Here is a 21,984-nt window from a genome sequence, read left to right as displayed (position 1 = left end):
AGCGGTCCGCGTCAGGCCGCCAGCAGTGACTTGAGCGGCACTGTATTGTCGGCCAGCGATGCCGGGTCGGCAGCCAGCCCCGCCTCGACGAGCGCCTTGCCCTGGACGAAATCGCGCGCGCTGTTGATGCAGTCGAGCGCGATGACCCGCCCGCCGCGGAGATAGATCAGGCTCCACGACCGCGACTCGGGGGTGCCGCGAACGACGGTGGCGTCGTGGCCGGCGCTCAGCCCGACGGTCTGAAGCTTGAGGTCATACTGGTTCGACCAAAACCACGGCACCGCATGATATGGGCGCGGTGTACCAAGGATCACCCCGGCAACGACCTTCGCCTGGTCGATCGCGTTCTGCACCGATTCGAGCCGAATGCCGGCGCCGTCGGCGAAGGCGTTGGCGTGATGGGCACAGTCGCCGATCGCGAAGATGTCGGGCAGCGAGGTGCGGTTATGGTCGTCGACCTCGACGCCGTTGTGCGTCACCGCCCCGGCGGCAGCGAGCGCCGCGACCGATGGGACGAGGCCGATGCCGACGATGACGACACCGGCCGGAATCGTGCCGCCGGTCGTGCGGACCCCGGTGACGTGCGCGGTCCCCTCAAACGCCTCGATCCCCGCGCCGAGGCGGACGTCGACGCCGTGGGCGCGGTGCTCGGCCTCGTAGAAGCGCGACACGGGTTCGCCGGCGACGCGCGCAAGGACGCGGTCGAGCGCCTCGAGGATCGTCACGCGCTTGCGCGTCTTCGACAGCACCGCGGCGGCTTCGAGGCCGATATAGCCGCCGCCGACGATGACGACGTCGTCGGTCCGCGCGAGATCGGCGGTCAGCGCGTCGACGTCGGCGCGGCTTCGGATCGAGTGCACGCCCGCGAGCGTGCCGCCCGGGACCGGCAGCGCGCGGGCATGGCCCCCCGCCGCCCAGATGAGTTTGCCGTAGCCCATCGTCGAGCCCGATGCTGTCGCCACGCAATGTCGAACAGGGTCGACCGCGGTGACGTGCTGGCCGGGGAGGAGGGTGACGTTGCGCTCGCGCCAGAATGCCTGCGGGCGGAGCGCGAGGCGGTCGGCGGTCTTGTCGCCGGCGAGATAGTCCTTGCTCAGCGGCGGGCGTTCGTACGGCGGGTCGATCTCCTCGCCGACGATGGTGATCGAGCCTGTGAAGCCGCCTTGCCGCAGCGAGATCGCCGCCTGCGCCCCCGCTTGTCCGCCGCCGACGATCAGGACGTCATGGACCAACGGCTAGGCCTCGTCGGCGTAGATGGCGACGCGCGGCGGGGTCGTCGACGTGACCGAGCCGCGGTACATGCCGCTGGTGTTGCACGTCCAGGTCGCGTCGCCGGCGGGGGACATGGCGATGACCCCGCCGGCGCCGCCGACCGCGCCGACCTCGGCGATCAGCGTCCGCGCTGCATCGGCGACGCTCTCGCCGAGCAGCCGGACGCGGGCGCAAAGCTCGTGGGCGACGCCGAGGCGGATGAAGTCCTCGCCCGACCCGGTCGCCGATACCGCGGCGGCGCGGTCGTCGGCGTAGGTGCCCGCGCCGATCAGTGGCGAATCGCCGATCCGGCCCCAGCGCTTGCCAGTGACGCCGCCGGTCGAGGTTGCGGCGGCGACGTGGCCGTGAATGTCGCGGGCGACCGCGCCGACGGTGCCGTATTTCATCGCGCGGTCGAACGTCGTGCCCGCCTCGGCGAACTGGCGCGCGCGTTCAGGGGTGCGGAACCACGCCGGGTCGACCTGCTCAAGCCCGGTGGTCAGCGCGAACGCGTCGGCGCCGATCCCGGCGAGCATGACGTGCGGGGTCTGCTCCATCACCGCGCGGGCGAGCGCGACCGGCGAGCGCGTGCGTGTCACCCGCGCCACCGCCCCGGCGTGGCGGGTGGTGCCCTCCATGATCGCGGCGTCGAGCTCGACCGTGCCGTCGGCGGTGAACACCGCGCCGCGCCCGGCGTTGAATTCGGGCGCATCCTCAAGCGACTGGACCGCCGCCGCGACCGCATCGAGCGCCGTGCCACCGGCAGCGAGGACCGCCGCCCCGGCGTCGAGGGCGGCCGATAGCGCGGCGCGCGCGGCGGCATCAGCCTCGGGTGTCAGGTTGTCGCGGCTCATGCCGCCGGCCCCGCCGTGGATTGCGAGCGACCAGTCGGAGTGAGGAGCAGCGGACATCGGAAAGGGTGGTAGCGGCTGCATCCGGCGGCGGCAATCGGCGACGTATTCGCTGTCCTACAGGCGGCGGTTTACGATACGTTTGCCGAGTCGCCACTGGGCGGCACCTGTTCTTTCTCATCGGTGCACAATCGTCTCGCGTCCTGCAGAAAGGGCGACGCGAAAACACATGCTTTTGTGTGAACTTATTTTGAACTTAGCGCTCCGCGACCCGGCATTGACCCGCAGGGGCTCTCGCGACTATATCGCGCCTCCCGCACGTCGGGTCGGGCCGGGCGGGGTAGCTCAGCTGGTTAGAGCACGGGAATCATAATCCTGGGGTCGGGGGTTCAAGTCCCTCTCCCGCTACCGCCCGACAGGAACGCCGCCGTGACCCCTGGAACGACCGCCGACATCGCGCCGATCCCGCTCAGCCTCGTCGAGACCGACCCGGCAGCGGCCGCAGCGGCATTCGGCGACGCCTTCGGTCGGACCGGGTTCGCGGTCGTGTCCGACCACGGCATCGATGCCGCGCTGATCGACCGCGCGCTTGCCGCTACCAAGGCGTTCTTCGCACTGCCCGAGCCGGTCAAGCGGCGCTACCACATCCCCGGCGGCGGCGGGCAGCGCGGCCTGACGCCGTTCGGCATCGAGACCGCCAAGGGCGCGAGCGCCTCGGATCTCAAGGAATTCTGGCACATGGGGCGCGACCTGCCCCCCGGCGACCCGCTCCGGGCGACGATGCCCGATAACGTCTGGCCGAGCGAGGTCCCCGACTTCCACCCCGCCGTCGCTGCGCTGTTCGCCGCTCTCGACACCGCTGGCGGCCGCGTCCTCCGCGCGATCGCGCTCCACCTCGGGCTCGCGGCGGACTTCTTCGAAGGTCCGACCCATGATGGCAATTCGATCCTGCGGCTGCTGCATTATCCGCCGGTGACCGGCACCCCGGCGGCGGTCCGCGCGGGGGCGCACGAGGATATCAACGTCATCACGCTGTTGCTCGGAGCCGACGAGGCTGGGCTGCAACTGCTCGACCGCACGGGGGTGTGGCGCGACATCGAGGCTCCCGCGGGGACTCTGGTCTGCAACATCGGCGACATGCTCGACCGGCTGACCGGCGGGGCGCTGCCGTCGACGACGCACCGGGTGGTCAATCCAGCTCCCGAGCGGGCCCGCGTCGCGCGCTATTCGACGCCGTTCTTCCTGCACTTCCGGCCCGACTATCTGATCGAGCCGCTGGGTGGGGAGGGGGTTGAGCCGATCACTGCCGACGCCTTCCTGCGGCAGCGGCTTCGCGAAATCGGGTTGATCTAGCGCGAGGACGCGACCTCGGCGTTGCTGCTCATTACGCCGTACGCGACGACCCCACCGGCGACGACACCCGCTGCGATCCCCAGAACCCACACGAGGTTCATTCGGGCGAAACCGCGGCTCGGTCGGTTATGCAACACGGGTCTCCCAAGGACATGGACCCATCGGCGGAGCGGCTCCATCGTTAACCATCAAGCAAAGGTCATGCCAGTTGTTGACTGGTGGGTAAGTCACTGGAGTCGTGCAATGGCGTTCGAACTTTACCGCTCGGGTGTAAAGTCAGCCGACACTTTGGCGTAGGTGGCGGCGACGAAAGTTAGCCCTTCGGGGGGCGCGTTAACCCCAAGTGCGAGGCGGTTGCGTGCCGCCAATGCCGCAGCAAGGTCGCCCGCCGACCAGCGGCCTTCGCCAACGAGCCGCAGGCATCCGACCATTGACCGGACCTGATGGTGGAGGAAAGACCGCGCCGCCGCCGCGATCGTGATGACCGGTCCGTCGCGTTCGACCATCAGCAGGTCGAGCGTCTTGACCGGTGACCGCGCCTGGCAGCGGACCGAGCGGAAGGTGGTGAAGTCATGCCGCCCGACGAGCAGTTGTGCCGCGTCGTGCATCGCCGCCGCGTCGAGCGGGACCGCGACCTGCCACGCCCGCCCGCGGTCGAGCACCAGCGGCGCGCGGCGGTTGACGATACGGTAGCGGTAGCTGCGCCCGATGCAGTCGAAGCGCGCGTGGAACGCGGGGTCGGCGACTTCGCACGCGACGATCGCGACGGGCAGCGGCCGGAGGTGGGCGTTCACTGCCTCCATCAACCGGAAGGCGTCGATCGCCCGCTCGACATCGACATGCGCGACCTGGCCTTCGGCATGGACGCCGGCGTCGGTCCGGCCGCAGCCGGTAACGACGACGGTCTCGCCCGTCGTCTTGAGGATTGCCGCCTCTATCGCGCCCTGGACGCTCGGGCCGTGGTGCTGGCGCTGCCAGCCCATGAACGGGGCGCCGTCATATTCGACGGTCAGCCGGAAGCGGGTCATCCGAGCCGGGTGCCGGTGGGGAGCGGCCAGCCCCCAAGCGCCGTTCCCGGCGCGACTGGCCAACCGTTGAGCAGCGCCGCCGCCGCCATCGCCGGCTTGCCCGCGCGTTGAACAAGAGTCGGGCGGATCGCCCCGGTGCCGCAGGCGATCGTTAGCCGGTCGTCGAGGATCGTACCGGGAGGGCCGTCGCCGTGGACCACGTCCGCCGCAAGGAGCTTGAGCCGCTCGCCGCCGATCTCGATGAACGCGCCGGGGAAGGGGTTGAATGCTCGGATGCCGCGCTCGACTGCGGCGGCGGGGAGCGTCAGGTCGAGTCGCGCCTCGGCCTTGTCGATCTTGGCGGCGTAGGTCGCGCCCTCGGGCTGGACGATCGGCGCCAGCGCATCGAGCCGGGCGAGCGCGTCGACGATCAGCCGGGCACCGATCGCGGCAAGCTCGGCGGTCAGCTCGCCGGCGGTCTTGCGGTCGACCGGGGTCGCCTCGACGAGGAGCATCGGCCCGGTGTCGAGCCCGCGCTCCATGCCCATGATCGTCACGCCGGTCGCCTCGTCACCGGCGAGGATCGCGCGTTGGATCGGCGCGGCACCCCGCCAGCGCGGCAGCAGCGATGCATGGATGTTGAGGCATCCACAGCGCGGCGCATCGAGAACCGCCTGCGGCAGGATCAACCCGTAGGCGGCGACCACGGCGAGGTCGAGATCGAGCGCCGCGAACGCTGCACGGTCGGCATCGTCCTTGAAGTTGACCGGGGTCAGGACCGGAATCCCCAGCGCCTCGGCTCGGAGGTGGACCGGCGAGCGCGTCACCGCCCTGCCGCGCTGCGCCGGGCGCGGCGGCTGAGTATAGACCGCAACGACGTCGTGCCCCGCCGCAACGAGCGCGTCGAGCGCGGGCACGGCGAACGCCGGGGTTCCCATGAAAGCGATCCGCATCGGCGTGGGGCTAGGCGAAGGCGGGGTCGCGCGCAACCACCGACCAGACGGGATCGAACTCATGGACCGCAGCGATGGATGCCGCCCAAGCCTTGTCGATAACGATCGTCGTACTGGCGATCGTCCAGCGGCTGTTGAGATCGGTGAGATAGGCCTCGCCGAATGGCAGGCCGCAGGAGAAGCAAGTGTTGGCGAGATAGGTCCGCCCCTGCAATGTCCTCAATCGGATCGGCCCGCGCTGCTTGTCGCGGGGCAGAGTCGCGAGAACGGCCGCTCTCGGGCCTAAATGGTCACTAAGGTGCGACAGCGCCATGTGGCAGTCGTTGGTCCCGGCGCTGACGACGACGCGCTCGACCGCGCGGTTGAACGCGCCGCATCGCAGGCCGTAACAAGTGACGACGATCCCGCCGACCACGATCTTCGCGGCGACCCTGCTCGGGATGCCGAACTTGAGCCGCCGGTCGAACACCGCCGCGAGGAAGTCCGCAACTGGCAAGCCCTGTACCGTCAGTCCCGCCGCCAGCGTGCCGCGAACCCGAACCGCGGGGACGTCGGGGTCGATCGCGAAGCCAGGTCGCCGGAACAGCCACAAGGCGCGGACCCCGCTCGCGGCGTAGCGCGCCTGTCGTCGCGCGGTCTCGTCGTCGGCCTGCCCCGACCATTGGACCTCGACTGCGACGCGATGCTTCCCCCGCGTCGCCAGCACGTCGGCGCGCCACGGCTCACCGCCGGAAGTGGTTCCCGAAACCTCGGCTTCAGCGGTCCACCCGGCAGCGCGCGCAGCGGTGATCGCCAGCGCCTTGAGGTGAAGATGTTCGGGCGACTCGTCCCCCGAAGCGCAGCCGCCAAGTGCGAAATGCGCAAAGAAGCGCGTGCCGAGGCGCGACGTCTTCAGCGCAACCGGCGACCCGCAACAGTGCATCCGCAGGTGCCGGACATGGCGGTTGGTTGCGGTCAGCGCCGCCCACTCCAGGGGGGACAACGCCACTGCATCGAGGCTGCGATCGGCATCGTCGAGGCAGCGGAGCGGCATCATGCCACCGTAACGACCTGCGGCGCGACGTCGAGAGTTGCCGGACCGCACGTCCCCCGCCATATCGGTTAGCGATGGCCGCTCCCGAAATCGACGCGTTGACTCAGGCGCTCGCCCGCCTGCCGGGGCTCGGCCCGCGTTCGGCTCGGCGCGCGGTGCTCCACCTGCTGAAGCGCCGCGAAACCGCGCTGGTCCCGCTGATCGCCGCGCTGACGACGGTCGAGGCGCGGCTGGCGACGTGCTCGATCTGCGGCAACGTCGACACGCGCGACCCGTGCTCGGTCTGCACCGACCCGCGCCGCGACCAGACCAGCCTGTGCGTCGTCGAGGAGGTTGCCGACCTGTGGGCGCTCGACCGGGCGCGGCTGTTCCCGGGGCGTTACCACGTCCTCGGCGGCCGGCTGTCGGCGCTCGACGGCGTGCGCCCCGAGGACCTCAGCATCGACGCGCTCGTCGGGCGGGTCGCCGGCGGCGGGATCGACGAGGTCGTGCTGGCGATGAACGTCACGCTCGAGGGGCAGACGACGATGCACTTCATCGCCGACCGGCTCGCCAGCCTGCCGGTGCGGGTGACGCAGTTGGCCCACGGCATGCCGGTCGGCGGTGAGCTCGATTATCTCGACGAGGGGACGCTGGCGCAGGCGTTGCGGGCGCGGCGTCCGGTGCAATAGCGCGATTCTTGACCGGCTGGCCGCTCGATCCTATTTCAGCGCCATGACAATCATGCCGATCATCGAAGCCCCCGACCCGCGCCTCCGCGTCATCTCCGAACCTGTCGCCGTGGTCGACGATGCCTTGCGCGCTCTGATGGATGACATGCTCGAGACGATGTACGACGCGCCGGGTATCGGGCTCGCCGCAATTCAGGTCGGCGTGCCGAAGCGCGTGCTGGTGATCGACCTCCAGCGGCCCGGCGAAGTCGTCGAGGAGGGTGTCGAGCCTGCCGACGTCCGCAGCCCGCAATATTTCGTCAATCCCGAGATCGTCTGGGAGTCCGACGAGATCGGCCTGTACAACGAGGGCTGCCTGTCGGTGCCCGAGCTGTACGGCGATGTCGCGCGTCCGCTGCAGGTTCGCGTAAAGTGGCTCGATTACGACGGCGTCGCGCACGAGGAGGAACTCGACGGGCTGATGGCGACGTGCCTCCAGCACGAGATGGATCACCTCGAGGGCATCCTGTTCTTCGACCATCTGTCGAAGCTCAAGCGCGACATGATCGTCAAGAAGCTGACCAAGGCGAAGCGCGGCAAGATCGCGGCTTAGTCGCTCTCGATCCTAAGCCCGGTGGCGGCTGCCGGTGGCGAAGTCGGTCGCGAGCAGCCCGACGAGCATATCCGCGACCGCTGAGGGCGGCTTGAGCGTCGTCTGGTCCTCGCCCGGGAAGGCGCGCGCCCGCATCGTCGTCGCCGTCGCGCCGGGGTCGACGATCGCGACACGCACCGCGCTGACGTTGCGGACTTCCTCGCCATACGTCAGCACGAGGCTATCGAGCGCGGCCTTGGTCGCGGCATAGGTGCCCCAATAGGCGCGCGGAGTCGTCGCCACCGACGAGGTCAACGTCACCAGCCGCCCGGCATCGCTCGCGCGGAGCAACGGGTCGAACGCCCGGATCAGCCGCCAGTTTGCGGTGAGGTTGATCGCGACGACGAAGTCGAAATCCTTGGGCGAAATATGCGGCACCGGGGTTAGGGTGCCGAGGGTCGCCGCGTTGAGGATGAGCATATCGAGCTTGCCCCACCGCGCGTGGAGCGCCGCCGCGAGCCGGTCGACCGCATCGCCATCGGTCAGGTCGAACGGGGCGATCGTCGCGCTTCCGCCTGCCGCGTGGATCCGGTCGTCGACCTCGATCAACCCAGCTTCGGTCCGCGCGGTCAGGATCACATGCGCGCCCGCGGCCGCGAGTGCCTCGGCGGTGGCGGCGCCGATCCCGCGCGATGCGCCGGTGACAAGCGCGAGTTTGCCGGTGAGGGTGGTCATTTAGCTTTCTCCTCCCCTCCCCTTCAGGGGAGGGGCCGGGGGTGGGGAACGAGGGCGCGGCCGATTTCGTCTGCAGCAACGAAGGCCCCACCCCCGGGCCGTCGCAAGCGCGACGTCTCTCGCCCCTCCCCTGAAGGGGAGGGGAAGACGGTCAGATCATCCGCTCCGCCAGCATCGAGAGTTGGTCGGGCACCTCGATGTCCTCCTGGTCGGTCAGCCGGGTCGGGTAATCGCCGGTGAAACACGCGTCGCAGTGCTGCGGGGCCGAGTCGTCGCGCATGTCTTCGCCGAGCGCGCGGTACAGCCCGTCGATCGACAGGAAGGCGAGGCTGTCGACCTTGATGTATTCACGCATCCGCTCGACGTCCATGTTGGCGGCGAGCAGCTTCGAGCGTTCGGGGGTGTCGACGCCGTAATAGCAGCTGTGCCGCGTCGGCGGCGAAGCGATCCGCATATGGACTTCCTCGGCCCCGGCATCGCGGAGCATCTGGACGATCTTGAGGCTGGTCGTGCCGCGGACGATCGAGTCGTCGATCAGGACGATCTTCTTGCCGTCGATCAGCGCGCGGTTGGCATTATGCTTGAGCTTGACGCCGAGGTTGCGGATCTGGTCGCCGGGCTGAATGAATGTCCGCCCGACGTAGTGCGAGCGGATGATACCGAGCTCGAACGGGATGCCCGCTGCCTGGGCAAATCCAATTGCCGCGGGAGTTCCCGAGTCGGGGACGGGGACGACCATGTCGGCGACGCACGGGCTTTCGCGCGCCAGCTCGACGCCAATCTGCTTGCGGACCTGATAGACGCTGCGCCCGTCGACGACCGAATCGGGGCGCGAGAAATAGACGTGCTCGAAAATGCACGGGCGGGGGCGGGTGACACCGAACGGGCGGAGCGAGCGCAGGCCGCGCGCGGTGATGACGATCAGCTCGCCGGGTTCGACCGAGCGCAGGAAGGTCGCGCCAACGACATCGAGCGCGACGGTCTCCGAGGCGAGGATGTACGCGTCGTTGAGCCGGCCGAGGACGAGCGGGCGGACGCCGAGGGGGTCGCGGCAGGCGATCATGCCCTCGCCGGTCAGGCACAGCAGCGAGTAGGCACCCTCGACCTGCTTCAATGCGTCGATGAACTTGTCGAGCAGCGTACGGTAGGTGCTGGTGGCGACGAGGTGAATGATGACCTCGGTGTCGCTCGTCGACTGGAAGATCGACCCGCGCCGGACGAGGTCCTTGCGCAGCTTGACCGCGTTCGAGATGTTGCCGTTGTGACAGATCGCGAACCCGCCCGAGGCGAGTTCAGCGAACAGCGGCTGGACGTTGCGCAGCGCAGTCTCGCCGGTCGTGGCGTAGCGGTTGTGGCCGATCGCGACCTCACCCTTGAGCCGGGCGATGACGTCGTCGGAGTCGAAGTTGCCGGCGACATGCCCCATCGCGCGATGGGTGTGGAAGTCCTTGCTGTCGAAGCTGGTGATGCCGGCGGCTTCCTGCCCGCGATGCTGGAGCGCATGGAGGCCCAGCGCGCACAACGCCGCCGCGCCCTCGGCGCCATAAACGCCGATAACCCCGCATTCCTCGTGGAGATGGTCACCGTCGAAAGGGTCGGTCGTAAAGTCGTCCATCGGGACTCCCCAGGGCGGCAACTTGCGGCGCATATAGGACCGAGTGGCGCATCTGTCTCCCCTTCGCCGTCACTAAAGTGCCACAGGAGCAACGAATTGAGCGACGCGAGCCGCGAAACCGGAACAACCCTCGATCCGCGATGGGACGATCGCGGGCTGATCCAGACGGTGACGACCGACGCCGCGACGGGTGAAGTCCTGATGGTCGCGCATATGAACGCGACCGCGCTCGCCGCGACGCTCGCCACGGGAGAGGCGCATTACTGGAGCCGGTCGCGGCAGGAGATCTGGCACAAGGGCGCGACGTCGGGCAACACGCAGGCGGTGGTCGAGCTGCGGATCGACTGCGACCAGGACGCCTTGTGGCTGCGCGTGACCCCGGCAGGACCGGCGTGCCATACCGGGGAGCGGTCGTGCTTCTACCGCGCCGTGACCGGCGACGGGTCGCTGGCGCGAGACTGAGGCGTCAGGGGACGATCACGAGGAACAGGAACAGCGCGAGGATTGTCAGGTGGACCGCGCCCTGCAGGACCGTCGCCCGGCCGCTGCTCAGCGTCATCGTCGTCACGACGAAGGTCAGCGCGAGGAACACCAGCCCGGTGTCGCCGAGCCCGAGTTCGAGCGGCTGTCCCGTCCATAAGGCGACAGCGGCGACCGCCGGGATCGTCAGCGCGATCGATGCCAGCGCCGAGCCGAGCGCGAGATTGACGCTCGTCTGGAGCCGGTTGATCCGCGCCGCGCGGATCGCCGACACTGCCTCGGGCAGCAGGACGAGCGCGGCGACGATGACGCCAACCGCTGCGGCGGGCTGGGCGACATGCGCCGCGCGCATCGCCGCCTCGAGCTCGGGCGACAGTTTCTTCGCGAGGAGGACGACCGCGCCGAGCGCCACGACCAGGAGCAGTGCGGCAACGCCGGTCGCGGCACCCGATGGCGGCGGCGCGTGCGCGTCGGGGGTGACGTTGCCGCCGACGGGGAGGAAATAATCGCGGTGGCGAACGGTCTGGACGAACAGGAAGACGCCGTAGAGGACGACCGCGACAATCGCGACGAACACCAATTGCGCGGGTGAGTAGACCGGACCTGGCGCGGTGTGGGTGAACTCCGGCAGGACCAGCGCGGCGGTCGCGAGGACGGCGAGCACCGCGAGATACGACGACGCGGCGCGGGCGCGGAACAGCGGTTCACCGAAGCGGATGCCTGCGACGAGCAGGCAGATGCCGAGCACCCCGTTGCACGCCAGCATGACCGCCGCGAACACCGTGTCGCGCGCTAGGCTCGATTCCGCGCCTTTCGCCGACAGCATGATCGAGACGATTAGCGCGACCTCGATCACCGTCACCGCGAGCGCGAGGACAAGGGTACCGAATGGCTCGCCGATCCGGTGCGCGATGACCTCGGCGTGATGAACCGCGGCGAACACCGTTGCGAAAAGGACCGCGCCAAGCACCGCGACCCCCCAGCCCGCGAAGGCGGCCGGCGTGATGAGGGAAAGGCAGAGCCACGCCGTCGCCGGGACCGCCCACGACCAGATCGGGATGACACGCCTCAGGTCGGATGGAACGATCAGGTCGGGCAGGTCGGCATCGGTTGGCATGCCCGCCAGCCTATCCGCGTAAGACACGGCAGCGCAACTCGACGATGACGATATCGCCTTGCGGTTGACGCGCACGTCAACTACATCAAGGCCATGATCGAACCGCCGGTTTTCGCCCATGTCGTCGTGCCGCCGCCGCCGTGCGGAGCGGAGACGTTTACCATCACCGACCTTAGCACGGGGTTCAATGTCACGCCCCGGGCGATCCGCTTCTACGAGGATCAGGGGCTGATCGCGCCGACACGGAATGGCCAGAACCGCGTCTATTCGCGGCGCGACCGCAACCGGCTGGCGTGGATCCTGCGCGCGAAGAACGTCGGCTTCAGCCTTGCCGAAATCCGCGAGATGATCGACCTGTACGACCTTGGCGACGGGCGGGTGCAGCAGCGGCGGGTGACGCTCGAGAAATGCCGTAACCGGATCGCGCTGCTCGCCGAACAAAAGGCAGACATCGACGCGACGATCGACGAACTGCAATCATTTTGTGCGCTGGTCGAAGACGAGCTCGCCAATCCATCCGGCGAGCGCGAGCTCGGCAACCACGAGAACCACATTTAATGCCTAGCTATCGCGCCCCGGTCAAAGACACGCAGTTCGTGCTGAGCGCGGTCGTTGGCCTCGAGAAATACTCGAACCTGCCGGGCTTTGCCGACGCCACCCCCGACGTCGTCCAGGCGATCCTCGAGGAAGGGGCGAAGTTCTGCGAGGGCGTCCTCCAGCCGCTCAATCTCAGCGGTGATCAACAGGGCTGCACGCGCAACGCCGACGGATCGGTGACGACGCCCGCCGGGTTCAAGGCGGCGTACGACCAGTTCGTCGAGGCCGGGTGGGGGACATTGGTCGCCTCGCCCGAATACGGCGGGCAGGGGCTGCCGCATGTCGTTGGCACCGCGATCGCCGAATATCTGTCGAGCGCGAACATGGCGTTCTCGATGTACCCCGGACTCAACGACGGCGCGCAGGCGGCGATCGCCGCGGTCGGGTCCGACGAGCAGAAGCGCAAATATCTGCCGAAGATGGTCGAGGGCCGCTGGACCGGCACGATGAACCTGACCGAGCCGCAGTGCGGAACCGACCTCGGGCTGATCCGCACCCGCGCCGCGCCGCAGGCCGACGGCACCTACGCCGTCACCGGCACCAAGATCTTCATCTCGGCGGGCGAGCACGACCTGTCGGACAATATCATCCACCTCGTGCTGGCGAAGACGACCGGCGCGCCCGACAACGTCAAGGGCATCAGCCTGTTCATCGTGCCCAAGTTCATTGTCGGCGACGACGGCGCACTCGGCGCGCGTAACGGCGTCAAGTGCGGCTCGATCGAGCACAAGATGGGCATCCACGCCAACTCGACGTGCGTGATGAATTACGACGGCGCGACCGGCTATCTGATCGGCGAGGAGAACAAGGGCCTCCGCGCGATGTTCATCATGATGAATGCCGCGCGGCTCGGCGTCGGCGTGCAGGGGCTCGCGCAGGGCGAAGTCGCTTACCAGAACGCCGCGATCTATGCCCGCGACCGCGTTCAGGGCAAGGCGCTGACCGTCGCGGGTTCAGCGACCGTCGCACCGGCTCCCGGCCCCGTCGTCGTCGCGAGCAAGGCCGATCCGATCATCGTCCACGCCGACGTCCGCCGGATGCTGATGGACGGCCGTGCGTTCAACGAGGGCGCGCGTGCGCTGATCCTGTGGGGGGCGCTCCAGGTCGACCTCGCACACAAGGCGGCGACCCCCGACGAACGGCAGGTCGCCGACGACCTGATCGGGCTGCTGACGCCGGTGATCAAGGGCTATTGCACCGACAAGGGCTATGACATCGCAACTGCGTCGCAGCAGGTCTATGGCGGCCACGGCTACATCGCCGAATGGGGCATGGAGCAGTTCGTCCGTGACGCCCGCATCGCCCAGATCTACGAAGGCACCAACGGTATCCAGGCGATGGACCTCGTCGGGCGCAAGCTCGGGATGAACGGCGGCCGGGCGCTGCGGACTTATCTGGGCCTGCTGGCAGAGACCATCACCGACGCCAAGGGCGACGAGCGGCTGGCAAAAATTGCGGGCGGGCTCGAGAAGGCCAGCGGCGAGCTCCAGGCCTCGACGATGTGGCTGATGCAGAATGGGCTGTCGAACCCCGACAACGCCGGGGCGGCGGCGACCGCGTATCTCCACCTGATGGGCATCGTCGCGCTCGGCCAGATGTGGCTGATCATGGCGAAGGCAAGCCACGCAGCGCTCGACGCGGGCGCGAGCGACGCCGCCTTCTACGAGAACAAGCTGATCACCGCGCGCTATTTCGCCGAGCGCTTCTTCCCCGACGCGGGCGCGCTGCGGCGCAAGCTCGAGGCGGGGTCGGAGAGCCTGATGGCGCTGCCCGCCGAAGCTTTCTGATCGACCCACTAGACGCTGCGACAAAATCCTTGGGAGACGAGCCATGGCCGAAGCACTGATTTACGACGCGGTCCGTACCCCGCGCGGCAAGGGCCGCAAGGACGGCAAGCTCCACGAGATCACCCCGATCCAGCTCGCGACGCAGGTGCTCCAGAGCGTCCGCGACCGTACCGGCATCGACACCGCCGACGTCGACGACGTCGTTCTCGGTTGCGTCGCCCCGGTCGGCGAGCAGGGCAGCGACATCGCGCGCGCCGCAGTCCTCAACGCCGATTATGCCGAGTCGGTCGCGGGGGTCCAGATCAACCGCTTCTGCGCGAGCGGGCTCGAAGCGGTCAACATGGCCGCCGCCAAGGTCATCTCGGGCGAGGCGATGTTCGCGATCGGCGGCGGCGTCGAGAGCATGTCGCGCGTGCCGATGGGGGCCGACGGCGGCGCATGGCCGATGGATCCGGCGGTCGCCTACAAGACCTATTTTATGCCGCAGGGCATTGGTGCCGACCTGATCGCGACGAAGTATGGCTTCAGCCGCGCCGACGTCGACGCCTATGCGGTCGAAAGCCAGAAGCGCGCTGCCCGCGCATGGAGCGAAGGCCGCTTCAAGAACTCGGTGATCGGCGTCAAGGACGTGATCGGCGAGATCGTCCTCGACCGCGACGAACATATGCGCCCCGGCACCGACATGCAGTCGCTCGGCGGCCTCAACCCGGCATTCGAGGCGATCGGCGAGGGCATGCCCGGCTTCGACGCGATCGCGCTGCAGAAGTACCCCGAGGTCGAGAAGATCTTCCACGTCCACCACGGCGGCAATTCGAGCGGCATCGTCGACGGTGCGGCAGCGGTCCTCGTCGGCAACCGCGACATGGGCGCGAAATACGGCATCAAGCCGCGCGCGAAGATCCTCGGCATGGCGTCGATCGGATCGGAGCCCGCGATCATGCTGACCGGCCCGACGCCGGTGACCGAGAAATTGCTCAAGCGCCTCGGCATGACCGTCGCCGACATCGACCTGTTTGAGCTGAACGAGGCGTTCGCGAGCGTCGTCCTGCGCTACATGCAGGCGCTCAACATCGATCACGACAAGATAAACGTCAACGGCGGCGCGATCGCGATGGGGCACCCGCTGGGCGCGACCGGGGCGATGATCCTTGGGACGGTGCTCGACGAGCTCGAGCGGACGGGCAAGTCGACCGCGCTGGTGACGCTGTGCGTCGGGGCCGGGATGGGCACCGCGACGGTGATCGAGCGGATTTGATTTAGGTGCGTGTCATCCCCGCGAAGGCGAGGACCCAAAGTCACTGTCGGTGATCTTGGGTCTCCGCTTTCGCGGAGCTGACAGCAGAAATTTGGGGACTATCGCCATGACCACGCTCCACCACGACCTCGACGCCGACGGCATCCTGACCCTGACGATCGACCTGCCCGGCCAGTCGATGAACGTCATTAACGCCGATTTCACCACCGACCTCGCCGCCGCGATCGAGACGATCAAGTCCGATGCGGCGATCAAGGGCGTCGTCATCACCAGCGGCAAGGCATCGGGCTTCATGGCCGGGGCCGACCTCAAGGGGATGGGCGGGCTTGTCGGCGGTGCCCGTTCCGACGGCGGCAAATCGCGGATGGCCAAGCTGTTCGACAATGTCTTCCGCTTGAACCAGCTGTTCCGCAGCCTCGAAACATGCGGCAAGCCGGTCGCAGCGGCGATCAACGGTCTCGCGCTCGGCGGCGGGCTCGAACTGACGCTCGCGTGCCACTACCGCGTCTGCAGCGACAACCCGAAGGTCCAGCTCGGCCTGCCCGAAGTCCTCGTCGGGCTGTTCCCCGGCGCGGGCGGAACCCAGCGGCTGCCGCGCTTGATGGGCGTCCAGCCGGCGTTGATGTATTTGCTCCAGGGCAAGTCGATGAGCCCCCAAGAGGCGCTCGGCTTCGGTGTGGTCCACGCCCTTGCCCCCGCTGCCGACGTGGTTGCCAACGCGAAGGCGTGGGTCATGGCGAACCCGACCAAGTTCACCCAGCCGTGGGACGAGAAGAGCTTCAAGTTCCCCGGCGGCGTCGGCGCGATGAACCCGAACTTCGCCCAGACTTTCATGGCGGGCAATGCGATGGTGGCCAAGCAGACCAATCACAATATGAACGCCCCGATCGCGATGCTGTCGGCGGTGTACGAGGGCACGCAGTTGCCGATGGACACCGCGCTTCGCGTCGAGTCCAAATACATGGCGAAGGTCGTTTCCGACCCGCAGGCAGGAAACATGATCCGCTCGCTGTTCGTCTCGAAGCAGGCGGCTGAAAAGGGTGCGCGCCGCCCGAAGAACGTGGCCGCAATGCCGCCGAAGAAGATCGCGATGCTCGGTGCCGGGCTGATGGGCGCGGGCGTGGCGATGGTCGCCGCGCAGGCCGGGATCGACGTGGTCCTGCTCGACCGCGACATAGCGGCTGCCGAGAAGGGCAAGCAGTACACCGCCGACCGGCTGGCGAAGAAGCGCACCGACCCGGCCAAGATGGAGGCGTTGCTCGCGCGGATCCACCCGACCGCCGATTACGCCAACCTCGCGGGTTGCGACCTGATCATCGAGGCGGTGTTCGAGGATCGCGGGATCAAGGCCGAGGTGACCAAGCACGTCGAGGCGGTCGTCGGTGCCGACACGATCTTCGGTTCGAACACCTCGACGCTGCCGATCACCGGCCTCGCCGAGGCTTGGTCGAAGCCGGCGAACTTCATCGGGATCCACTTCTTCTCGCCGGTCGAGAAGATGCCGCTCGTCGAGATCATCGTCGGCAAGGAAACCGGCCCCGAGGCGATCGCTAAGGCGCTCGATTTCGTCGCGGCGATCCGCAAGACGCCGATCGTCGTCAACGATAGCCGCGGCTTCTACACCTCGCGCTGCTTTGGCACCTATGTGCAGGAAGGGCTGGCATTGCTCGCCGAGGGCGTTGGTCCGGCGCTGATCGAGAACGTCGGCAAGCACATGGGAATGCCGGTCGGCCCGCTCGCGGTCAACGACGAGGTCGGACTCGACCTGTCTTTGAAGGTCGCCAAGCAGACCCGCGCCGATCTCGGCGACGCCTACAAGTCGAGCCCGAGCGAGGAGGTCATCGCGACGATGAACGAGCTCGGCCGCTTCGGGCGCAAGAACGGCAAGGGCTTCTATGTTTATCCCGAAGCGCCGGCGAAGAAGTATCTGTGGCCCGAACTGTCGGCCACCGTCGCAACGCCAGGCGAGCATAGCGACGCGACCCCTGAGGCGATCCGCGAGCGACTGTTGTATCGCCAGATGGTCGAATGCGCACGGTGCTTCGCCGAGGGCGTGCTCGAGACGCCCGAGGACGGCGACCTCGGTGCGATCTTCGGCTGGGGCTTCGCGCCGTTCACCGGCGGTCCGTTCAGCCACATGGACACGCTCGGGCTGGAGACCGTCGTCGCGATCCTCGACGGGCTGACGCAGCGCCACGGCGACCGCTTCACCCCGCCGCAATTGCTCCGCGATATGGCGGCGAAGGGCGAAACATTCTACGGACGCGCGGCAGCGAAGCTTGCGGCGTAGCATCTGATCGGCGAGGAGGTGGCGTGCGCCGCCTCCTTGCCTGCCTCCTTCTCGCCATCCTGCTGCTCGCCGCGTTCGTCATTGCCGGATGGCACGAAGCGACGCGCGTGCCGGTCGTCGTCCGCTACGACGTCGCGGTTCCGAAATGGCCGGTCGGGCAAGCCCCGCTCCGCATCGTCCAGCTCAGCGACACCCACGCCGGGCTGCCCGACATGCCGATCGACCGGCTGTATGCGATCATCGCGCAGGCGAACGCGCTCAAGCCCGACCTGATCGTGCTGACCGGCGACTATCAGGGCGAGAAGCTGTTCGTCAGTACGCCGACCAACCTCGACAAGGTCGTCAAGCCGTTCCGCGCGCTGCGGTCGCGGCTTGGGACATTCGCGGTGCGCGGCAATCATGACGACGCCTTCTGGTCGCCGATCGTCCTGCCGCGCTATCGGATGACGTACCTCCGGAACCGCTGGGCCGATGCCGGTCCGATCATCATCGCGGGGGTCGACGACCTGACGACCGGCAGCCCGAACGTCGCCGCCGCGCTCGCGGGCATCCCGCCGGGCAAGCCGGTGATCCTGCTGATGCACGAGCCCGACAATTTCGTTCAGGTTCCAGCGTCGGTCGCGCTGACGCTTGCCGGGCACACCCACGGCGGCCAGATGAGCTGGCCGTTGATCGGCGCGCCGTGGATCGGGACCGAGTTCGGCCGGGAGCACCGCCGCGGACTATTCGTCGAGGGCGGACGGCGGCTGATCGTCTCGTCGGGCGTCGGCACGACGACGGTGCCGATCCGCCTCGGTGTACCCCCCGAGATCGTCCTCATCACCCTCCACGGGTGGAGCCTTACTCGGTCGGCAGGAAGTCCGGGACCGACAGATAACGCTCGCCGGTATCGTAATTGAAGCCGAGGACGCGCGACCCCGCCGGCAGTTCGGGGAGCTTCTGCGCGATCGCGCACAAGGTCGCCCCCGACGAGATGCCGACGAGCATGCCCTCTTCCTTCGCCGCCCGGACCGCCCACGCCTTCGCATCGTTAGGGTCGACCTGGATGACGCCGTCGAGGATCTGCGTGTGCAAATTCTCCGGGATGAAGCCCGCGCCGATGCCCTGGATCGCGTGCGGCCCCGGCTGGCCGCCCGAGATCACCGGCGACGTCGTCGGCTCGACCGCGAACACCTTGAGCTTCGGCCAGATCGGCTTGAGTGCCTCGGCAACGCCGGTGATGTGGCCGCCGGTGCCGACGCCGGTGATCATCGCGTCGATCGGCATTTCGTCGAAATCCTCGAGGATCTCGCGCGCGGTGGTGCGGACGTGGACCGCGACGTTCGCCGGGTTCTCGAACTGCCCCGGCATCCAGCTGTTCGGAGTCGAGGCGACGATCTCGTGCGCGCGTTCGATCGCGGCTTTTACGCCGCCCGCGCGCGGCGTCAGGTCGAAGGTCGCGCCGTACGCGAGCATCAGCCGCCGCCGCTCGATCGACATCGAATCGGGCATGACGAGGATGACCTTGTAGCCCTTGATCGCGCCGACGAGCGCGAGGCCGATGCCGGTGTTGCCGCTGGTCGGCTCGACGATCGTCCCGCCCGGCTTGAGCGAGCCGTCGGCTTCGGCGGCCTCGACCATCGCCAGTGCGATGCGGTCCTTGATCGACCCGCCGGGGTTCGACCGCTCGGACTTGATCCAGACTTCGTGGTCGGGAAACAGCCGCGCCATGCGGATGTGCGGCGTGTTGCCGATCGTGGCGAGGATCGAATCTGCTTTCATCGCGCTGTCTCCGCTTGCTCGGTTTCAATAGCAATTTCGATCGCCGCGGGCGAGGACGTTTCGGGGGCGACGAAGCGGTCGGCGCGGCGAAGCGCCGGGAATTGCCACGCCCAGATCAGCGTCACCGCGACCGCACCGACGCCGCCGGCAACGACCGCCTCGACCGGGCCGAGCCACGCCGCGGTCAGCCCGCTCTCGAACTCGCCAAGCTCGTTCGATGCCGAGATGAAGACCGACGACACCGCCGACACCCGCCCGCGCATCGCGTCGGGGGTGTGGAGCTGGATCAGCGACGAGCGGACATAGACCGAGATCATGTCGGCCGCACCGAGCACCGCCAGCGCGCCGAGCGATAGGTACAGGTCCTTCGACAGGCCGAAGACGATCGTCGAGATGCCGAAAAGCGCGACGCAGGCGAACATCTTGACCCCGACATGGCGCGTGATTGGCAGCCGCGTCAGCAGCAGCGCGGTGATCGCCGCGCCCGCCGCCGGGGCGGCGCGCAACGGCCCCAGCCCGGCGACACCGACATGGAGGACGTCGCGGGCATAAACCGGCAGCATCGCGGTCGCGCCGCCAAGCAGCACCGCGAACAGGTCGAGGCTGATCGCCCCGAGGACGATCTGGTTATGGCGGACATAGCCGAGCCCCTCGAGCGTCGCGCGCCACGGGCTCAGCAGCGACCGCGCAGGGCGCGGGACGGGGGTGATCATGAACAGCGCCACGAGCGCGATCGCGAATAGGACCGTGGCGAGAAGATATGGCGCGGCGGGGGAGGCCGCATACAGGAACGCGCCAAGCGGCGGCCCGACGACCCCGCCGCCCTGCCAGCCGATCGAATTCCACGCGATTGCGGTCGGCAGCATCTCGCGCGGGACCAAATTGGGGGCGAGCGCCGACAGCGCCGGGCCGATAAATGCGCGCCCAACGCCGAGCAGGACCGCGACGACGAACAACGCCGTCAGCGTGACGTTGTGCGCGAGTGCGAGCCCGCCGAGCAGCGCCGCACAGAACAACACCAGCGCGGTCGCGGCACGCGCGATGTACCGCCGGTCTACCCGGTCGGCGACGTAGCCGACGACGAGCGTCAAGGCGAACAGCGGCAGGAACTGCGCGAGCCCGATCATGCCGAGCAGGAACGCCGCGTCCTTGGTCGACATCGTCAGCCGCGCGATGTCGTAGACCTGCCAGCCGATGACGATGACGAGCATCGCGCTGGCGACGTTGGCGGCGACCCGCGCGGCGAAGAAGGCGCGGAAGTTGGGGATGGCGAAGGGGTTCACGCGGAGGGTGTTAAGGTAGCGACGGGCGATAGGGCAAGAAACCATTGCGTCCCGAACTCTCGTTCTCGTCCGAGCCCGATGGGCAGAGGAAGTGACGGACGCGCGCAACCTCGCTATCTCCCCGCAATGACTCCCCCTCGCTTCGCCTTCACCATTGCTGCAACCGACGGCGCGGCGCGCACCGGCTCGATCGCCCTGCGCCGCGGTACGGTCCGCACCCCTGCCTTCATGCCGGTCGGGACCGCTGCCACCGTCAAGGCGATGCGCCCGGCGGAGGTGCGCGCGTCGGGGGCCGACATCATCCTCGGCAACACCTATCACCTGATGCTTCGCCCGACCGCCGAGCGGATCGCGCGGCTCGGCGGCCTCCACAAGTTCATGGGCTGGGAGCACCCGATCCTGACCGACAGCGGCGGCTATCAGGTGATGAGCCTTGGGAGCCTGACCAAGATTACCGAGGAGGGGGTGACCTTCGCCTCGCACCGCGACGGATCGAAGCATGCGGTCACGCCTGAACGCTCGATCGAGATCCAGCGGCTGCTCGGCTCCGACATCGTCATGGCGTTCGACGAGCTAGTCGCGCTGCCCGGCACGCCCGAGGCGGTTGCTAACGCGATGCGGCGGTCGATGCGCTGGGCGAGACGCTCGCGCGACGGCTTCGATAGCGGCGGCGCGCACGCCGAGGCATCGGCGATCTTCGGCATCCAGCAAGGCGGACTCGACGAGGCGCTGCGCGGCGAGTCGGCGGCGGCGCTGACCGAGATCGGCTTCGATGGTTATGCGATTGGCGGGCTCGCGGTCGGGGAGGGGCAGGCGGCGATGCTCGGCGTGCTCGACTTCGCCTGCGCGCAGCTCCCCGCCGACCGCCCGCGCTATCTGATGGGCGTCGGCAAACCCGACGACATCGTCGGCGCGGTGCTACGCGGGGTCGACATGTTCGACTGCGTCCTGCCGACGCGCTCGGGGCGGACGGGGCAGGCGTTCACCCGCGACGGACCGCTCAACTTGCGGAACGCAAAGTATGTCGAGGATCAGGCGCCGCTCGACGCCGATTGCCCGTGCCCGGTGTGTGCGAGCGCGAGCCGGGCGTATCTGAGCCATTTAGTGCGAAGCGACGAGATCCTCGGGGCGATGCTGATGACCGAGCATAATATTTGGTTTTACGAGACGCTGATGGCGGATTTGCGGGGGGCGATCGGGGAGGAGCGGGTGAAGGCGTTCGCCGCTAAGTTTCTCGCGCGCTACTCTTCCCTCTCCCCTTGAGGGAGAGGGACGGCGCGCTTGCGCCAGGGTGAGGGTGAGTGGCTCGTAATACGGAGACCTCACCCTCACCCTGGTTGCGCGAAGGGCGCAACCGTCCCTCTCCCTCGAGGG

20 protein-coding genes and 1 tRNA gene are annotated in these 21,984 nt (G+C 68.2%); 11 read left to right on the top strand and 10 right to left on the bottom strand.

Annotation, left to right across the window (positions count from 1 at the left end):
- Window positions 1-11 precede the first annotated feature (11 nt).
- Together KTC28_RS17675 and KTC28_RS17670 are read right to left on the bottom strand one after the other, a co-directional pair.
- A complete protein-coding gene (locus KTC28_RS17675; protein ID WP_216709173.1) occupies window positions 12-1,232 on the bottom strand; it encodes an NAD(P)/FAD-dependent oxidoreductase in 1,221 nt (406 codons plus the stop codon).
- 3 nt (window positions 1,233-1,235) lie between these two features.
- Window positions 1,236-2,105, bottom strand: coding sequence for an isoaspartyl peptidase/L-asparaginase family protein (locus KTC28_RS17670; protein WP_369426562.1), 870 nt, complete (start codon window positions 2,103-2,105; stop codon window positions 1,236-1,238).
- A gap of 331 nt (window positions 2,106-2,436) precedes the next feature.
- Between KTC28_RS17670 and KTC28_RS17665 the strand changes: the two genes are divergently transcribed.
- Together KTC28_RS17665 and KTC28_RS17660 are read left to right on the top strand one after the other, a co-directional pair.
- Window positions 2,437-2,510: transfer RNA gene (locus KTC28_RS17665), tRNA-Met, on the top strand.
- 21 nt (window positions 2,511-2,531) lie between these two features.
- Window positions 2,532-3,455, top strand: a complete 924-nt coding sequence (locus KTC28_RS17660) for an isopenicillin N synthase family dioxygenase (protein ID WP_216709175.1) — start codon at window positions 2,532-2,534, stop codon at window positions 3,453-3,455.
- 257 nt (window positions 3,456-3,712) lie between these two features.
- Here the strand turns inward: KTC28_RS17660 and truA are convergent, their stop codons facing one another.
- From truA to KTC28_RS17645, 3 genes are read right to left on the bottom strand one after another with little or no spacing between them, the layout of a single operon-like run.
- Window positions 3,713-4,483, bottom strand: coding sequence for a tRNA pseudouridine(38-40) synthase TruA (truA, locus tag KTC28_RS17655; protein ID WP_216709176.1), 771 nt, complete (start codon window positions 4,481-4,483; stop codon window positions 3,713-3,715).
- Window positions 4,480-5,415: a methionyl-tRNA formyltransferase gene (fmt, locus tag KTC28_RS17650; protein ID WP_216709177.1), complete on the bottom strand. Its 936-nt coding sequence runs from the start codon at window positions 5,413-5,415 to the stop codon at window positions 4,480-4,482. Before fmt ends, truA begins: the two co-directional genes overlap by 4 nt.
- A 10-nt stretch (window positions 5,416-5,425) precedes the next feature.
- Window positions 5,426-6,451 carry a competence protein CoiA family protein gene (locus KTC28_RS17645; protein WP_216709178.1) on the bottom strand — a complete coding sequence of 342 codons (1,026 nt, stop codon included), beginning with the start codon at window positions 6,449-6,451 and terminating at the stop codon, window positions 5,426-5,428.
- A gap of 71 nt (window positions 6,452-6,522) precedes the next feature.
- Between KTC28_RS17645 and recR the strand changes: the two genes are divergently transcribed.
- Both recR and def read left to right on the top strand, forming a co-directional pair.
- Entirely contained in the window at window positions 6,523-7,119 is a 597-nt protein-coding gene (gene recR / locus KTC28_RS17640; RefSeq protein WP_216709179.1) for a recombination mediator RecR, read from the top strand.
- Between the two features lie 43 nt (window positions 7,120-7,162).
- Window positions 7,163-7,711: a peptide deformylase gene (gene def, locus KTC28_RS17635; protein ID WP_216709180.1), complete on the top strand. Its 549-nt coding sequence runs from the start codon at window positions 7,163-7,165 to the stop codon at window positions 7,709-7,711.
- Window positions 7,712-7,723: 12 nt separating this feature from the next.
- Here the strand turns inward: def and KTC28_RS17630 are convergent, their stop codons facing one another.
- Together KTC28_RS17630 and purF are read right to left on the bottom strand one after the other, a co-directional pair.
- Complete coding sequence (locus KTC28_RS17630; RefSeq protein ID WP_216709181.1) at window positions 7,724-8,425, bottom strand: SDR family NAD(P)-dependent oxidoreductase; 702 nt, start codon at window positions 8,423-8,425, stop codon at window positions 7,724-7,726.
- Window positions 8,426-8,576: 151 nt separating this feature from the next.
- Window positions 8,577-10,040, bottom strand: coding sequence for an amidophosphoribosyltransferase (purF, locus tag KTC28_RS17625; protein ID WP_216709182.1), 1,464 nt, complete (start codon window positions 10,038-10,040; stop codon window positions 8,577-8,579).
- A 96-nt stretch (window positions 10,041-10,136) separates the two neighbouring features.
- Between purF and hisI the strand changes: the two genes are divergently transcribed.
- Window positions 10,137-10,502: a phosphoribosyl-AMP cyclohydrolase gene (gene hisI, locus KTC28_RS17620; RefSeq protein WP_216709183.1), complete on the top strand. Its 366-nt coding sequence runs from the start codon at window positions 10,137-10,139 to the stop codon at window positions 10,500-10,502.
- Window positions 10,503-10,506: 4 nt separating this feature from the next.
- Here hisI and KTC28_RS17615 read toward each other — a convergent pair whose 3' ends face one another.
- Window positions 10,507-11,637 (bottom strand): calcium:cation antiporter, encoded by a 1,131-nt coding sequence (locus KTC28_RS17615; RefSeq protein ID WP_216709184.1) that lies wholly within the window; start codon window positions 11,635-11,637, stop codon window positions 10,507-10,509.
- Window positions 11,638-11,730: 93 nt separating this feature from the next.
- Between KTC28_RS17615 and KTC28_RS17610 the strand changes: the two genes are divergently transcribed.
- From KTC28_RS17610 to KTC28_RS17590, 5 genes are all read left to right on the top strand, one after another.
- Window positions 11,731-12,195 (top strand): MerR family transcriptional regulator, encoded by a 465-nt coding sequence (locus KTC28_RS17610; RefSeq protein ID WP_216709185.1) that lies wholly within the window; start codon window positions 11,731-11,733, stop codon window positions 12,193-12,195.
- On the top strand, window positions 12,195-14,021 hold the full coding sequence (locus KTC28_RS17605; RefSeq protein ID WP_216709186.1) for an acyl-CoA dehydrogenase C-terminal domain-containing protein: 1,827 nt from the start codon (window positions 12,195-12,197) through the stop codon (window positions 14,019-14,021). Before KTC28_RS17610 ends, KTC28_RS17605 begins: the two co-directional genes overlap by 1 nt.
- A gap of 43 nt (window positions 14,022-14,064) precedes the next feature.
- The gene (locus KTC28_RS17600; protein WP_216709187.1) at window positions 14,065-15,276 is read left to right on the top strand and encodes an acetyl-CoA C-acetyltransferase; all 1,212 of its coding nucleotides are present in this window, start codon (window positions 14,065-14,067) and stop codon (window positions 15,274-15,276) included.
- Window positions 15,277-15,382: 106 nt separating this feature from the next.
- Window positions 15,383-17,566 carry a 3-hydroxyacyl-CoA dehydrogenase NAD-binding domain-containing protein gene (locus KTC28_RS17595; RefSeq protein ID WP_216709188.1) on the top strand — a complete coding sequence of 728 codons (2,184 nt, stop codon included), beginning with the start codon at window positions 15,383-15,385 and terminating at the stop codon, window positions 17,564-17,566.
- A 23-nt stretch (window positions 17,567-17,589) separates the two neighbouring features.
- Entirely contained in the window at window positions 17,590-18,465 is an 876-nt protein-coding gene (locus tag KTC28_RS17590) for a metallophosphoesterase (RefSeq protein WP_216709189.1), read from the top strand.
- Here the strand turns inward: KTC28_RS17590 and cysK are convergent.
- Window positions 18,407-19,327: a cysteine synthase A gene (gene cysK / locus KTC28_RS17585; RefSeq protein WP_216709190.1), complete on the bottom strand. Its 921-nt coding sequence runs from the start codon at window positions 19,325-19,327 to the stop codon at window positions 18,407-18,409. The genes KTC28_RS17590 and cysK overlap by 59 nt on opposite strands.
- On the bottom strand, window positions 19,324-20,655 hold the full coding sequence (locus KTC28_RS17580) for an MFS transporter (RefSeq protein ID WP_216709191.1): 1,332 nt from the start codon (window positions 20,653-20,655) through the stop codon (window positions 19,324-19,326). The genes cysK and KTC28_RS17580 overlap by 4 nt, the downstream gene beginning before the upstream one ends.
- Before the next feature lie 81 nt (window positions 20,656-20,736).
- Here KTC28_RS17580 and tgt point away from each other — a divergent pair, with 81 nt between their 5' ends.
- Window positions 20,737-21,873, top strand: coding sequence for a tRNA guanosine(34) transglycosylase Tgt (gene tgt, locus KTC28_RS17575; RefSeq protein ID WP_216709192.1), 1,137 nt, complete (start codon window positions 20,737-20,739; stop codon window positions 21,871-21,873).
- Window positions 21,874-21,984: the final 111 nt, after the last annotated feature.

The sequence above is a fragment of the Polymorphobacter megasporae genome, assembly GCF_018982885.2.
Lineage (GTDB): Bacteria > Pseudomonadota > Alphaproteobacteria > Sphingomonadales > Sphingomonadaceae > Polymorphobacter_B > Polymorphobacter_B megasporae.
Note: the sequence above shows the minus strand (reverse complement) of the source record. Positions and strands in the feature narration are given on the sequence as shown.

Excerpts from the sequence above, each read along its gene's own strand:
- KTC28_RS17630 (WP_216709181.1), bottom strand. The coding sequence starts at position 8,425 with ATGACCACCCTCACCGGCAAACTCGCGCTTGTCACCGGCGCATCGCGC.
- KTC28_RS17580 (WP_216709191.1), bottom strand. The coding sequence starts at position 20,655 with ATGGTTTCTTGCCCTATCGCCCGTCGCTACCTTAACACCCTCCGCGTG.
- KTC28_RS17605 (WP_216709186.1), top strand. The coding sequence starts at position 12,195 with ATGCCTAGCTATCGCGCCCCGGTCAAAGACACGCAGTTCGTGCTGAGC.
- def (WP_216709180.1), top strand. The coding sequence starts at position 7,163 with ATGACAATCATGCCGATCATCGAAGCCCCCGACCCGCGCCTCCGCGTC.
- KTC28_RS17600 (WP_216709187.1), top strand. The coding sequence starts at position 14,065 with ATGGCCGAAGCACTGATTTACGACGCGGTCCGTACCCCGCGCGGCAAG.
- purF (WP_216709182.1), bottom strand. The coding sequence starts at position 10,040 with ATGGACGACTTTACGACCGACCCTTTCGACGGTGACCATCTCCACGAG.
- recR (WP_216709179.1), top strand. The coding sequence starts at position 6,523 with ATGGCCGCTCCCGAAATCGACGCGTTGACTCAGGCGCTCGCCCGCCTG.
- KTC28_RS17615 (WP_216709184.1), bottom strand. The coding sequence starts at position 11,637 with ATGCCAACCGATGCCGACCTGCCCGACCTGATCGTTCCATCCGACCTG.
- tgt (WP_216709192.1), top strand. The coding sequence starts at position 20,737 with ATGACTCCCCCTCGCTTCGCCTTCACCATTGCTGCAACCGACGGCGCG.
- KTC28_RS17670 (WP_369426562.1), bottom strand. The coding sequence starts at position 2,105 with ATGAGCCGCGACAACCTGACACCCGAGGCTGATGCCGCCGCGCGCGCC.
- KTC28_RS17610 (WP_216709185.1), top strand. The coding sequence starts at position 11,731 with ATGATCGAACCGCCGGTTTTCGCCCATGTCGTCGTGCCGCCGCCGCCG.
- cysK (WP_216709190.1), bottom strand. The coding sequence starts at position 19,327 with ATGAAAGCAGATTCGATCCTCGCCACGATCGGCAACACGCCGCACATC.
- KTC28_RS17595 (WP_216709188.1), top strand. The coding sequence starts at position 15,383 with ATGACCACGCTCCACCACGACCTCGACGCCGACGGCATCCTGACCCTG.
- truA (WP_216709176.1), bottom strand. The coding sequence starts at position 4,483 with ATGACCCGCTTCCGGCTGACCGTCGAATATGACGGCGCCCCGTTCATG.
- fmt (WP_216709177.1), bottom strand. The coding sequence starts at position 5,415 with ATGCGGATCGCTTTCATGGGAACCCCGGCGTTCGCCGTGCCCGCGCTC.
- KTC28_RS17645 (WP_216709178.1), bottom strand. The coding sequence starts at position 6,451 with ATGATGCCGCTCCGCTGCCTCGACGATGCCGATCGCAGCCTCGATGCA.